A 12,918-nucleotide genomic window follows, 5' to 3' on the forward strand; every position below is an offset into this window, starting at 1 on the left:
CGATCAGACGATCCGAGCCGCCTTCAGCAACACGGCGTTCGATCAGACGATCCGAGCCACCTTCAGCAACACGGCGTTCGATCAGACGATCCGAACCACCTTCAGCAACACGGCGCTCGATCAGACGATCCGAGCCGCCTTCAGCAACACGGCGTTCGATCAGACGATCCGAACCGCCTTCAGCCAGACGGCTTTCGATCAGCTTGTCCGAACCGCCTTCGGCGATCATGGTGTGCGCCGGGGTGGCGGCGAAAGCGTTAACTGCGAAAACCGAGAAAGCGATGCTGAGAAGAGTCTGGCGTTTCATGATGGTGTGCTCCGGGGTGTTATTGGTTGGTATGGAGCTGATGTTACGCCCGGAATTTTTTATGAGAACTTCATTGCCGTGATGGTGAACATCGACGTCGATGATGGTTGCGGACAACCGCGTAGCAGAGCCTCAGAGCACTTTCACCGCACGCCCAATCGCCTGAATCGGCCCGGTCGGTTTGCCGATCGGCGAGCCGTTGGCTCCTTCCAGGGTCAGCTCAAACAGCTGGTTCGGCTGCAACGGCGGCAGTTTGTCCAGTGGCACCGACAACGCCTGCCCCGGCTTGACCAAGCCCAACGACACCGGCCCCGACCAGCCGTCAGCCTTGGTCCAGAACTCCAGCGCCTTGTCCGCCGGCACCTCGACCACGCCCAGCGGGATCAACTGGATCTCCCGCGCATTGCTCGCCTGAATCACCCAGCCCGGCGCCTTGTCCTGCGGCGCGACCAGCACCACCAGATAACTCGGTTTCGGCGCAGTCTGCGTCAGCAGCATCGTGCCGAGGATCAATGTCGCCGCCAGCCCGGCCGCGCTCAAGCCGCGCCACAGCGGCAGCAGATTCCACCACGAGGTTAGCGGTTTCTTCACCGTCAGCCGTTCGAGACTGCGTTCGATACGAGGCCATAACTGCGCCGAGGGTTGCTGAGGTTCGGCCAGATCGGTCAGCTCCAGCAGGCGCCGCTCCCAGGCATCCACCGCTGCACGCAGTTCGGGATCGTTCGGCAGGCGCCGTTGCACCTCGATGCGCTGCTCGAACGACAAGGTGCCGAGCACGTATTCGCCGGCCAGTTCATCCCGTTCCTGCGCTGATTCGCCGGTCATCCCATGCACTCCCGCAAAGCATTGAGGCTGCGCTTGATCCACGCTTTGACCGTGCCCAGCGGCGTGTCGAGGCGCGCGGAAATCTGCGCGTGGCTGTAACCGTCGACGTAGGCATGGAGGATGCAGCTGCGCCGCTGCGGTTCCAGTTGTTCGAGGCAGCGATGAATGCGTGCCGAGTGAACATCGACCGCCTCATCAGGCGCCGCTGCCTCATGTTCTTCGCTGAACGGCGTTTCCCGACTTTGCTTGCGCAGCTGATTCAACGCCAGGTGCCGGGTCACGCTGAACATCCAGCCCCGCGCCGAACCGCGCGCCGGGTCGAACCCGGCCGCGCCTTGCCAGATCTTGATGAACGCCTCATGCACGATATCCTCCGCCAGCGCCGTATCGCGCACCAGCCGCTTGGCCACGCCGAGCAGGCGCGGGCCTTCCTGCACATACAAATCGCGCAAAGCCGCGCGCTCGCCCCGGGCACAGGCGGCGAGGCGGGCTTCGTAATCGAAAACGGATTCGGGTAAAGGCATGGGGTGCAATCTAGCTCACATTTCCCAAACATCCAGACGCATTGTTCCCAGTGGGAGCGAGCTTGCTCGCGAATGCGGTGGGTCAGAAAGTAAAAAGGCGACTGACACTCCGTCTTCGCGAGCAAGCTCGCTCCCACAGGATTGTGCACTGCTTCCGAATATCAGTTAGCCGCCCAGAAAATATAATCCGCCTGGTACTTCACCACTTCCTGCTTGCCCTTGTTCGCCATGGTGCACTCACTGCCCGGCGCGACGCCGCCTTTGAGCGCAACACGCTGGATGTAGCTGACCCCGGTCATCGCACCTTTGCCCTCGGCCGGATTGGCCTTGACCAGTTGATAGGGCAGGTTGCCCGGGCTCGACGGTGCCACGGCGAGTTGTGTGCCGGTGACTTTCGAACCGTCCTTGGCTTGCCACGTCGCTGGCGGGCCGAAATAGGTGCCGACCTGTTTGCCGCTGCGATCATTGAGCACCGCTTTCGGGCCGACAAAGGTCCACTCGGTCTGCCCGGCCATATTGGGTTTGTCGCGGCATTCGTAGGTGATCTCGCCAACCCCGGTGGTTTCCAGGGCAATCTTGTGCCCGTCCGGCACTTTGATCGCGTCGGGATAACTGCTCTGGGCGAAGGTGGTCGCGGTGAAGGCGAGCAAACCGGTGAAGCCAATCAGCTGGGTGATGTTCATCCGATGATTCTCCGAAAAGGGTAGGGCGCTGACAGCACCAGAGTGGGCTGTTACAGGGACTACCCGTGGCGGAGGCGATTGGATGCAGTGCCGGAAAAATATTTTTGGATCACCTCTATACCTGTGGGAGCTGGCTTGCCAGCGATGGCGTCGTGTCAGCAGACATCGATTTTTCTGATACACCGCCATCGCTGGCAAGCCAGCTCCCACAGGGTCCTTCATCAGGCTTGAGGCCCGAGGCTTTCAGGAGTTCCTGGGTATACGGATGTTTCGGCGCAGCGAAAATCTCCCGCGACGAACCTTGTTCAACCACCTTGCCATCCTTGATCACCATCAAGTCATGCGCCAGCGCATGCACCACCGCCAGATCATGGCTGATGAACAGATAGGTCAGCCCATGCCTGATCTGCAACTGGCGCAACAACTCCACCACTTGCTTCTGCACCGTGCGATCCAGCGCCGACGTCGGTTCGTCGAGCAGGATCAGCGCCGGTTCCAGCACCAGTGCGCGGGCGATGGAGATGCGCTGGCGCTGGCCGCCGGAAAACTGGTGGGGGTAACGATGGCGGCTTTGCGGGTCGAGGCCGACTTCCTCCAGCACGCGAATCACCGCTGCCTCGCGCTCGGCCTCGCTGCCGATGCCGTGGGTCAGCAAGCCTTCGGCAATGATCTGCTGCACCGACATGCGCGGGCTGAGGCTGCCGAACGGGTCTTGAAACACCACCTGAATCTGCCGGCGCAGCGGGCGCATCAGGCGCTGATTGAGCAGGCTCAACTGCTTGTTGCCGAAACGGATATTGCCCTCTGATTCGACCAGTCGCAGGATCGCCTGGCCCAGCGTCGACTTGCCCGAACCCGACTCGCCGACGATGCCCAACGTCTTGCCGCGTTGCAGGGTGAAACTGACCCCGTCCACCGCTTTGATGTAATCCTGCTGACGGCTGAAGAGTTTTTTCGGCAGCGGAAACCACACCTTCAAATCATCGACTTCCAGCAGGTTGTGCTCGTACTCACTGGGCACTGGCGCGCCGCTCGGTTCAGCCTCGATCAACAAGCGGCTGTAAGGATGTTGCGGCGCCTGGAACAGCGTCTCGCAATCGGCCTGTTCAACGATCTCGCCCTGACGCATTACGCACACGCGCTGAGCGATTCGGCGCACCAGATTGAGGTCATGGCTGATCAGCAACAGCGACATGCCGAGGCGCTGCTGCAACTCGATCAGCAGCTCAAGAATCTTCTGCTGTACGGTTACGTCCAGCGCCGTGGTCGGCTCATCGGCAATCAACAGTTCAGGCTCGTTGGCCAGCGCCATGGCGATCATCACCCGTTGCCGCTGACCACCGGAAAGCTGATGCGGATAGGCTTTCAAGCGCTGCGACGGCTGGCGAATACCCACCAGTTCCAGCAGCTCCAGCGTCCGCGCGCGGGCGGCGCGGCCCTTGAGGCCCTTGTGGATTTCCAGCACTTCGCTGATCTGTTTTTCCACCGTGTGCAGCGGGTTCAGCGAAGTCATCGGCTCCTGGAAAATCATCGCAATGCGATTGCCGCGCAAACCGCGCATCTGTTGTTCGCTGGCATGTAGCAAATCCACGCCGTTATAGCGAATCGCGCCGCTGCTGCTGACGTTCTTGCCCGGCAACAAACGCAGAATCGAATGCGCCGTCACCGACTTGCCCGAGCCGGACTCGCCGACCAGCGCCAGACATTCGCCACGGCGAATATCCAGGTTCACACCGTGCACCACTTCTTGCCCTGCGAAGGCGACGCGCAGGTCGCGGATCTCGATTAAATGGTCTTGCATGTCAGCTCCTCGGATCAAAGGCATCTCGGCACGCTTCACCGATGAAAACCAACAAAGACAGGATCAGCGCCAGGGCAAAAAACGCCGTCAGCCCCAGCCACGGTGCCTGCAGATTGCGTTTGGCCTGGCCGATCAGTTCACCCAGCGATGCGGTGCCGGCGGGCATGCCGAAGCCGAGGAAATCCAGCGCGGTCAGAGTGGCGATGGCGCCGGTGAGAATGAACGGCAGGTAGGTGAGGGTGGAGGTCATGGCGTTGGGCAGAATGTGCCGGCGCATCAGTTCGCTGTCGGTCAGGCCCAGCGCTCGCGCGGCTTTCACGTATTCGAGATTGCGCCCCCGCAGGAACTCGGCGCGCACCACGTCGACCAGCGCCAGCCAGGAAAACAGCGCCATGATCCCCAGCAGCCACCAGAAACTCGGCGAGACGAAGCCGGACAGAATGATCAGCAGATACAGCACCGGCAGCCCCGACCAGATTTCCAGAACGCGCTGCCCGAGCAAGTCGACCCAGCCGCCGTAGTAGCCCTGCAAGGCCCCGGCGAGAATGCCGATCAACGCGCTGATGGCGGTGAGGATCAGCGCGAACAGAATTGAGATCCGCGTGCCGAAAATCACCCGCGCCAGAACATCGCGGGCCTGATCATCGGTGCCCAGCCAATTGCTCGATGACGGCGGGCTGGGCGCCGGTTCGGTGAGGTCGTAGTTGACCGTGTCGTAGCTGAACGGGATCGGCGGAAACAGCATCCAGCCGCCCTGATCCTCGATCAGTTTGTGTACGTAACTGCTGGCGTAATCCGGTTGGAACGGCAGCTCGCCGCCGAAATCGGTTTCCAGGTAATCGCTGAGGATCGGAAAGTAAAAGGCGTCGTGGTAGCGGATCACCAGCGGCTTGTCATTGGCGATCAACTCGCCACCGAGGCAGATCAGGCACAGGCCGATGAACAGCCACAGTGACCAGCGCCCACGGCGGTTGGCCTTGAATTGCGCGACGCGGCGCTGGCCCAGAGGCGACAGTGTGAACATCAGGCAGTCCTCGCCGAGAAATCGATGCGCGGGTCGAGCAGGGTGTAGCAGAGGTCGCCGATCAGCTTGATCAGCAGGCCGAACAGGGTGAACAGAAACAGCGCGCCGAACACCACCGGATAGTCGCGCGACACCGCCGCTTCGTAGCTCATGCGCCCGAGGCCGTCGAGATTGAAGATGGTTTCGATCAGCAGGGAGCCGGCGAAAAACACTTCGATCAGCGCCGACGGCACACCGGCCACCACCAGCAGCATGGCGTTGCGAAACACGTGGCCGTACAGCACGCGCCTCTCGGTCAGGCCCTTGGCTCGTGCGGTAATCACGTACTGCCGGCTGATCTCGTTGAGAAAGCTGTTCTTGGTCAGGATCGTCAGCGTGGCAAAGCCGCCGATCACCAGCGCCGTGACCGGCAGCACCAGGTGCCAGAGGTAGTCGCCGACCTTGCCCAATGTGCTGAGGCTTTCGAAGTTGTCCGACACCAGCCCCTGCACCGGAAACCAGTTGACGTAGCTGCCCCCGGCGAACACCACGATCAACAGAATGGCGAAGAGAAACGCTGGCATCGCATAACCGACGATGATCGCGGTGCTGCTCCAGACATCGAAGGCGCTGCCGTTCTTGATTGCCTTGCGAATGCCCAGCGGGATTGAAATCAGGTAGGTGATCAGCGTCGCCCACAAACCCAGCGACAGCGACACTGGCAGCTTCTGCACGATCAGGTCGGTGACCTTGGCGCCGCGAAAGAAGCTGTTGCCCAGATCCAGTTGTGCGTAGTTTTTCAGCAGCAGCCACAGGCGTTCGTGCAGCGGTTTGTCGAAGCCGTAATGGCGTTTGATTTCCTCGATCAGCGCCGGGTCCAGCCCACGGCTGCTGCGCCCGGCACCGCCGACCGCCGCGACTTCGCCGCCACCGCCCATGCTGTGCCCGCCAAAGCCTTGCAGGCGGGCGATGGCTTGTTCCACCGGGCCGCCGGGCGCGGCCTGCACGATAAGAAAATTCACCACCAGAATGCACAACAGCGTGGGGATGATCAGCAGTAATCGGCGACTCAGATAACGCAGCATGTCACTGGCCTCCCGCAAGCTGAGCGCTCATCTGCTGAGTCGTCAGCGGCTTGGCCGAGACTTCCCACCAGGTGTTGAGGCCTTCGTCATACGAAGGTTGCACGGCGGGCATGCCGAAGCGGTTCTGATACACCGTCGGCGTGCCTTTGGAGTAGTAGTTGGGAATCATGTAGTAACCCCATTGCAGCACCCGGTCGAGGGCGCGGGCGTAATGCACCATGGCTTCGCGGCTGTTGGCCTGGACCAGCCCGTCAATCAGTTGATCGACCGCTGGATCGGCCAGCACCATCGCGTTCGAGCTGCCGACTTGCGTGGCACTTTGCGAGCCATACAGGCTGTACAACTCGCGGCCCGGCGAGACGATCGGATCGCCACTGCGCGGGAAAGCGCAGACGATCATGTCGTAGTCGCGAGCGTTGAGGCGGTTGATGTATTGCGCTGAATCGATGCGGCGCAGATTGAGCGTGATGCCGATCTGCGCGAGGGTGCGTTTGAACGGCAGCAGCATGCGATCGAAGCCGCCCTGACCATCGAGAAAGGTGAATTCCAGCGGCTCGCCGGCGGCGTTGACCAGACGATTGTTTTTCGCCGTCCAACCGGCTTCGGCGAGCAGTTTCAGCGCTTGCAATTGCTTGTCGCGGATGTAGCCGCTGCCATCGGTTTTCGGCGCTTCATAGACCGTGGTGAACACCTCGTCAGGAACCTTGCCGCGCAACGGTTCGAGGATCTTCAGTTCCTTGGCATCGGGCAGGGCGCTGGCGGCCATTTCACTCTTGGGCCAGAAGCTGTTCTGACGCACGTAGAAGCCACGCATCATCTGTTTGTTGGTCCACTCGAAATCCCAGAGCAGGCTGATCGCCTCGCGCACGCGGCGGTCCTGGAAGATCGGGTTTTGCAGGTTGAACACAAAACCTTGGGCGGCGGTGGGTTTGTGCGGCGCCAGAATGGCTTTTTGCAAGCGCCCGTCGCGCAGGGCCGGGCTGTCGTAGCCAACCACGTAACCCGAGGAAGAAAACTCGCGGTTGTAGTCGAACGCGCCGGCCTGCAACAGCTGGCGGGCGACGTCGGTGTCGCCGTAGAAATTCACCGTCAGGCTGTCGAAGTTGTACATGCCGCGACTGACCGGCAGGTCCTTGCCCCACCAGTCCGGGTCACGCTGGAAACTGATGCTGCGCCCGGCGTCGACCTTGCTCACCCGGTACGGCCCGCTGCCCAGCGGTGGCTCGAAGCCGCCGCCGTTGGCGAAGTCGCGGGTTTTCCACCAGTGCTCGGGCAGCACGCGCAGCGTCGCCAGATCCAGCGCGAGGGTGCGATTGAGGTTGTTCTTGAAGGTGAAACGGACCTGCCGTGGACCTTCGATCAGCACGTCCTGCACGTCGGCATATTGCTGGCGATAGCTCAGGCTGCCCTTGGTCATCAGCAGGTTGAAGGTGTAGCGCACGTCTTCGGCGGTGATCGGCGTGCCGTCGGCAAAGCGTGCCTTGGGGTTGAGGGTGAAGCGCACCCACAAACCTTCGGGATCGCGCTCGATCTGCTGCGCGACGAAGGCGTAAACCGTGTAGGGCTCATCCAGCGATCGGAACGCCAGCGGCGCGTAGACCCAGTCATTGACCTGCACCACCGAAATGCCCTGATCGGCATACGGCGTGATGTAGTTGTACTGACCGATCTCCATCGACGCACGGCTGAGCGAACCGCCCTTGGGCGCGTCGGGGTTAACAAAATCGAAATGCTTGAAGCCGGCCGGATACTTCGGCGCCTCGCCATACACCGTCAGCGCGTGACTGCCGCCGGCCAGTGCCGAAGTGCCAGTGCACAGCAGCGCACTGCCGAGCAGCAGGCCAGCCATGTTGCGCAAAAAACTCATGAAGTCACCCTTGAAATCCCTGAAGGAACCCGGCCCCCCGGTGGGAGCGAGCCCTTGTGGCGAGGGGATTTATCCCCGATCGACTGCGCAGCAGTCGCAAGATCAATGCATGCGTTACTTCTGATGCTCCGCGTCGGCAGGTCCTGGGGGCGCTTCGCACCCCATCGGGGATAAATCCCCTCACCACAAAGGCTCGCTCCCACAGAGGGAAGCGTTTTATTTGGGGTTAGAAGTGGTAAGTCATGCGCGCAAACAATGTCCGGCCCAGCGGGTCGGTGTAGCGCGGGTCATAGCCGCTCTGGAAGTTGTAGGCCTGGTTGGAGAACGGCGGGTTGCGGTCGAACACGTTCTTCATCCCGGCATCGACGTCGAGCACCTTGTTGAAGGTGTAACCGGCCGACAGATCCCACACCGAATACGAGGCCACGCGCGAATGGGTGTCGCGGTCATAGTCGTTGTAACCGGTGGTGAAGCGGTTGGTCAGCGCCGCCCGTGCCGCGCCGAAGGTCCAGCTGCCGGTGAGGTTGTGCTTCCAGCGCGCGATCACGCCGTCACCCTGAAAGTCGCCGACCTTGTCGGTGAACGGGCCTTTGATGGTGCTCTGGAAGTCGTACTCGTCGACATAGGTGCCTTGCAGGCCGAGACCAAACTGACCGTACGGCGTGTTCGGGAAGCGATAGTCGAGCGACACGTCGACACCGTTGGTCTCGACGATGCCGAGGTTGGCGTTGCCGGTGACGATGTAGTTGAGCGTGCCGTCGGCGTTGCGCACGAAGCGGTCCGGGTAGGAGCCGGCCTGATCGAACACCGTGGATTCCGGGAATGGCTGGATCTGGTTGGAGATGTGAATCCACCAGAAATCCAGACCCACCGAGAGGTTGCTGATCGGCTGATAGACGAAGCCCAACGTCACGTTGCGCGCCTTCTCCGGGGCCAGATCTTCGTTGCCGCCAATCTGATTGAGGAACTGCTGACCGCAATCGCGGCCGCCGTTGCCGCCTGGTTGCACCACACCGCCGGTACACAGCACCGGGTCGTTGTAGTAACCCTGAGTGAACGTGATGCTGCGCGGCGAATACAGCTCGTACAGCGATGGCGCGCGGAAACCTTCGCTGTAGGCACCACGCACCACCAGCTCTTTGATCGGCTGATAACGGAACGAATATTTCGGGTTGGTGGTGCTGCCGAAGTCGCTGTATTTGTCGTGGCGCACAGCGGCGGACAATTCAAGGCTGTCGAGCACCGGCACGTTGAGTTCGGCATAGGCGGCCTTGACGCTGCGGTCGCCCTCGACGCTGCCGGCCGGATCGATGCCGAGGCTCTGGATGTCGCCGGCGAACGACTCGAAGTCCTGATGGAATTTCTCCTTGCGGTACTCGCCGCCCAGCGCCAGACCGGACGGACCTGCGCCGAACCAGTCGCCGATTTCACGGCTGACGCGGCCATCGAAACCGGCGACGCGGCCCACGGCTGTGGAGTAGGCGCCGTGGTACGCGGCGGCGTCGATGTACTGCTGGCCGGCAGCGGTCTGCGGGCCGAACGGGTTGAGCAGACCGCTGGCCAGGCCGTCAATCATCGCCTGGTCGCTGACATAACCACTGGTGACGCTGGAGACGATTTTGTTCTGGTTGTACGAGGCGCCGACGTTGTAATCCCAACCCCCGACCAGGCCGTCGAAGCTCAGCAGAAAGCGTTGGCTGGTGTTCTGGTCTTTCGATTCACGCGGGCCGGCGGCAGTCTCGCGCCAGTTGACGTCGACTGGCTGCGTCGGGTCGAGGGCGAAATCGGTCGGCGCCGGGGTGATGCCGTTGCCGGGGTAGTAGGGCGAGGAGGAATCCAGGCTCAGACCAGTCAGTGGCGCCGGGCCGACGGCGACGGCGTTGTTGTTGCGCGACCAGAAATATTCAAGGTTGGCGTTGTGATCATCGCCGAGCTTGGCAGTGGTCTTGCCGAAGAACGAGGTCTTCTCGGTCTGTGGCACCAGATCGATGTATTCACGGGTGCTGAAGCGGCACAAGCCGTCGCGGGCGATCAGGTTGGGGCCGTTGCAATTGCTGTTGGCCAACGGGTTGGTGGCGTTGCCGTTCTGGCTGTAGTTGCCGGGGAACGCGGTGCCGGAAGTCTGATCGAGACCGCGACCGGGCGCGTAGTCGGTGGCGAAGGAGCGGTCGTTGGCGTCGAGGTTCTGCTGCTTGTTGTAGTTGAACACGCCGAGGACGTTGAAGCGGTCTTCTTCCAGATCGCCGTAGCCCCAACTGGCGCTCATGTCCTTGGTCGCGCCGCCACCGCTGTGGGTCGGCGTTTCGCCGCCCAGGGTCAGGGCGCCATCGGTAAGGGATTTCTTGGTGATGAAGTTGATCACACCGCCGATGGCGTCGGTGCCGTACAGGGCCGAGGCGCCGTCGCGCAGCACTTCCACGCGCTCGATGGCGGCAAACGGGATCATGTTCAGGTCCACCGCGCCGCCGGCCGAGTTGGTCCCCGACAGGGCATTGTTGGCCAGGCGTCGACCGTTGAGCAGCACCAGCGTCTTGTTCGCGCCGATGCCGCGCATGTCGGCAAACGACGCACCGCCAGTGGCCGCGCCGACGGAGCCGGCGCTGTTGTTGATCGACTGACTGCCAGTGATGCGCTGGACCAGTTCGGCAGTGGTGGTCACGCCCTGTTTGCGCAGCTCGTCAGCCTTGAGGATGGTGATCGGCACCGCCGTTTCCGCATCGACCCGGCGAATCGCCGAACCGGTCACTTCGACCCGTTGCAGTTGCGTGGTCGGCGCCGCCACGACGGCGGCTGCCGGCGTGGCGCTGTTGTCGTCCTCGGCCGCTTGCACGGTCCCGGCGCCCATCCCCATGGCCACCAGATACAGCGGAACGAAACGGTGGCGAGACATCGTTGCCACCAAAGGTTTGAGCGTGAAGCGTGGAGTGTTCATCAGCATGGTTGTTTCCGATTTTCAGACGTTATCGAATTGGCCTTGTGAGCCGCTCATTGCTCCGCTTCCGGTGATACCGCGCGCGGAAAACCACTTTCTTCAAGCAAGCCGATCCCCTCCGAAGACGCGTGGCGTTTTTTCGGTCGGCCGGGTGCGACGGGATTTCTTTTTTCAGCGGTGCCGGGCGGGAGCTTTCAACAGCCGCCCGGCACCGCACTCAGTGGGTGGTCATCACCGAAATCTTGCTGATGCCGGAGCGTTCGATCGATGCCATCGCCTTGGCCACCTGGCCGTAATTGACGGTGGCATCGGCCTGCAACTGCACGCGCACGTCGGCGTCTTTGGCCTTGACCTCCCTGAGGCTGGCCTCGAGGGATTCCGGGGCCAGTTCGGTCTTGGCCAGATAGAACTTGCCGTCCTGATCGACGCTGACCACCACCGGGTCTTTCTTTTCGGCAGGGGCGACGGCGTCGGTTTTCGGCAGGTTGACCTTGATCGCGTTGGTCATCAGCGGCGCGGTGACAATGAACACCACCAGCAGCACGAGCATGACGTCGACCAGCGGCGTGACGTTCATTTCGCTGAGCACTTCATCGCTGTCTTGAGTGGAGAAGGACATCAGCTGGCCTCCCGCACGGCGTTGGTGCTTTTGCTGGCAATGGCCTGGCGGCTGATGGAAAACGCACTGCGCGAGGCGAGGGCGTCGAAGTCGTGGGCGAAGTCGTCCATGTCCGCCGAGGCGAGTTTCAGCCGACGCAGGAAGAAGTTGTAGATCAGCACTGCCGGCACGGCGACGGCGATGCCCACGCCGGTGGCGATCAGCGCGTGGCCGATAGGCCCGGCGACCGCTTCAAGGCTGGCCGAGCCGGTTTCGCCAATGCTTTGCAGGGCTTCCATGATTCCCCACACGGTGCCGAACAGGCCAATGAACGGCGCGGTGCTGCCGATACTGGCGAGGATCGCCTGGCCGTTTTCCAGCGAGCGGCGTTCCTTCTGGATCTGCTGGCGCAGGTTGCGTTCCAGGCGGTCGGAGCGGTTGATGGTGTGCGCCAGTTGTTGCGTGGTGCGCGGCGACTCTTCCACCAGCAGGGCTTCGAAACCGCTGCTGGCGATGCGCGCCAGCGAGCCTGGATACTGGCTGGCGTGTTCGGCGGCGGTGAGCAGGTCCGGCGCGCTCCAGAAGGCTTTGGTGAACTGTTTGTTCTGCGCTTTCTGGCGCAGGTACTGGGCCGACTTGACCAGCAGGATCGCCCAACTGACCACGGAAAACAGCACCAGGCCCCAGAGCACACCGGGGACAATCATCGAAGACAGTGAATCGTTCATGGCTACACCTCGCTTGCGTTAATCAGTAATGAGTCGGTTGCGCCGTCATTGCGGCAATTTGAAATCGATGGTCTGGGTGGCGAAGCCGTCGATCGGCGTGTCACCGCGCTTGGCCGGAATGAACTTCCAGTTCTTCACCGCCGCGACGGCCGCCTCATCCAGTTGCGGCTTGCCGCTGGACTTGGTCACCGTCACGCTGCCGGCACGGCCGTTGGCCAGCACCTGAATGCGCAGCACCACGGTGCCTTCCCAATTGCGCCGCAGCGCCAGAGACGGGTATTCCGGCGGCGGGTTGCCAAGGCTGGCCAGGCCGGAAATCGCCGCCGACTCCTTGACCGGAGCGGGCGCAGCAGGTGGTGCCGGTGGTGCGCTCGGTGTCGTCGGCGCCGCAGGTGCGGACGGTTGCGCCGGGGCCGGCGGCGCTTTCGGTGGCTCGACTTTCTTCACCGGTTTGGGTTTCTCGACCGGTTTGGGTTTTTCGATCGGCTTGGGCTTCTCCACCGGTTTGGGCGGCGGCTTGACCGCGTCCTCGTCCTCCACCGGCTGCTCGGGTTCAGGCGGCGGT

12 protein-coding genes are annotated in these 12,918 nt (G+C 62.2%); all 12 read right to left on the reverse strand.

What is annotated here, in order from left to right; translation table 11 throughout:
• On the reverse strand, positions 1-307 hold a 307-nt coding region (locus D8U60_RS27950; RefSeq protein ID WP_241663561.1), incomplete at its 3' end, for a hypothetical protein.
• 132 nt (positions 308-439) lie between these two features.
• Positions 440-1,132 (reverse strand): anti-sigma factor, encoded by a 693-nt coding sequence (locus D8U60_RS20850; RefSeq protein ID WP_016775384.1) that lies wholly within the window; start codon positions 1,130-1,132, stop codon positions 440-442.
• Positions 1,129-1,656, reverse strand: coding sequence for a sigma-70 family RNA polymerase sigma factor (locus D8U60_RS20855; protein WP_130900829.1), 528 nt, complete (start codon positions 1,654-1,656; stop codon positions 1,129-1,131). The genes D8U60_RS20850 and D8U60_RS20855 overlap by 4 nt, the downstream gene beginning before the upstream one ends.
• Positions 1,657-1,817: 161 nt before the next feature.
• Positions 1,818-2,339: a DUF3455 domain-containing protein gene (locus tag D8U60_RS20860; protein WP_016775383.1), complete on the reverse strand. Its 522-nt coding sequence runs from the start codon at positions 2,337-2,339 to the stop codon at positions 1,818-1,820.
• A gap of 115 nt (positions 2,340-2,454) precedes the next feature.
• Entirely contained in the window at positions 2,455-4,140 is a 1,686-nt protein-coding gene (locus D8U60_RS20865) for an ABC transporter ATP-binding protein (RefSeq protein WP_241663562.1), read from the reverse strand.
• A 1-nt stretch (position 4,141) separates the two neighbouring features.
• On the reverse strand, positions 4,142-5,164 hold the full coding sequence (locus D8U60_RS20870; RefSeq protein WP_056788667.1) for an ABC transporter permease: 1,023 nt from the start codon (positions 5,162-5,164) through the stop codon (positions 4,142-4,144).
• On the reverse strand, positions 5,164-6,228 hold the full coding sequence (gene yejB, locus D8U60_RS20875; RefSeq protein ID WP_130900831.1) for a microcin C ABC transporter permease YejB: 1,065 nt from the start codon (positions 6,226-6,228) through the stop codon (positions 5,164-5,166). Before yejB ends, D8U60_RS20870 begins: the two co-directional genes overlap by 1 nt.
• Position 6,229: 1 nt before the next feature.
• Entirely contained in the window at positions 6,230-8,095 is a 1,866-nt protein-coding gene (locus D8U60_RS20880) for an extracellular solute-binding protein (protein WP_130900832.1), read from the reverse strand.
• A gap of 226 nt (positions 8,096-8,321) precedes the next feature.
• Entirely contained in the window at positions 8,322-11,033 is a 2,712-nt protein-coding gene (locus tag D8U60_RS20885) for a TonB-dependent receptor (RefSeq protein ID WP_177435488.1), read from the reverse strand.
• 211 nt (positions 11,034-11,244) lie between these two features.
• Complete coding sequence (locus tag D8U60_RS20890) at positions 11,245-11,646, reverse strand: biopolymer transporter ExbD (RefSeq protein WP_130900833.1); 402 nt, start codon at positions 11,644-11,646, stop codon at positions 11,245-11,247.
• The gene (locus D8U60_RS20895; RefSeq protein ID WP_122611220.1) at positions 11,646-12,353 is read right to left on the reverse strand and encodes a MotA/TolQ/ExbB proton channel family protein; all 708 of its coding nucleotides are present in this window, start codon (positions 12,351-12,353) and stop codon (positions 11,646-11,648) included. Before D8U60_RS20895 ends, D8U60_RS20890 begins: the two co-directional genes overlap by 1 nt.
• 45 nt (positions 12,354-12,398) lie before the next feature.
• On the reverse strand, positions 12,399-12,918 hold a 520-nt coding region (locus tag D8U60_RS20900; RefSeq protein ID WP_130900834.1), incomplete at its 5' end, for an energy transducer TonB.

It is taken from the genome of Pseudomonas sp. Sample_11, assembly GCF_004307505.1.
Classification (GTDB): domain Bacteria; phylum Pseudomonadota; class Gammaproteobacteria; order Pseudomonadales; family Pseudomonadaceae; genus Aquipseudomonas; species Aquipseudomonas atacamensis.

What these genes read in the sequence shown, in the direction of transcription:
- D8U60_RS20850 (WP_016775384.1), bottom strand. Translation starts at nt 1,132, where the DNA reads ATGACCGGCGAATCAGCGCAGGAACGGGATGAACTGGCCGGCGAATAC.
- D8U60_RS20855 (WP_130900829.1), bottom strand. Translation starts at nt 1,656, where the DNA reads ATGCCTTTACCCGAATCCGTTTTCGATTACGAAGCCCGCCTCGCCGCC.
- D8U60_RS20860 (WP_016775383.1), bottom strand. Translation starts at nt 2,339, where the DNA reads ATGAACATCACCCAGCTGATTGGCTTCACCGGTTTGCTCGCCTTCACC.
- D8U60_RS20865 (WP_241663562.1), bottom strand. Translation starts at nt 4,140, where the DNA reads ATGCAAGACCATTTAATCGAGATCCGCGACCTGCGCGTCGCCTTCGCA.
- D8U60_RS20870 (WP_056788667.1), bottom strand. Translation starts at nt 5,164, where the DNA reads ATGTTCACACTGTCGCCTCTGGGCCAGCGCCGCGTCGCGCAATTCAAG.
- yejB (WP_130900831.1), bottom strand. Translation starts at nt 6,228, where the DNA reads ATGCTGCGTTATCTGAGTCGCCGATTACTGCTGATCATCCCCACGCTG.
- D8U60_RS20880 (WP_130900832.1), bottom strand. Translation starts at nt 8,095, where the DNA reads ATGAGTTTTTTGCGCAACATGGCTGGCCTGCTGCTCGGCAGTGCGCTG.
- D8U60_RS20885 (WP_177435488.1), bottom strand. Translation starts at nt 11,033, where the DNA reads ATGCTGATGAACACTCCACGCTTCACGCTCAAACCTTTGGTGGCAACG.
- D8U60_RS20890 (WP_130900833.1), bottom strand. Translation starts at nt 11,646, where the DNA reads ATGTCCTTCTCCACTCAAGACAGCGATGAAGTGCTCAGCGAAATGAAC.
- D8U60_RS20895 (WP_122611220.1), bottom strand. Translation starts at nt 12,353, where the DNA reads ATGAACGATTCACTGTCTTCGATGATTGTCCCCGGTGTGCTCTGGGGC.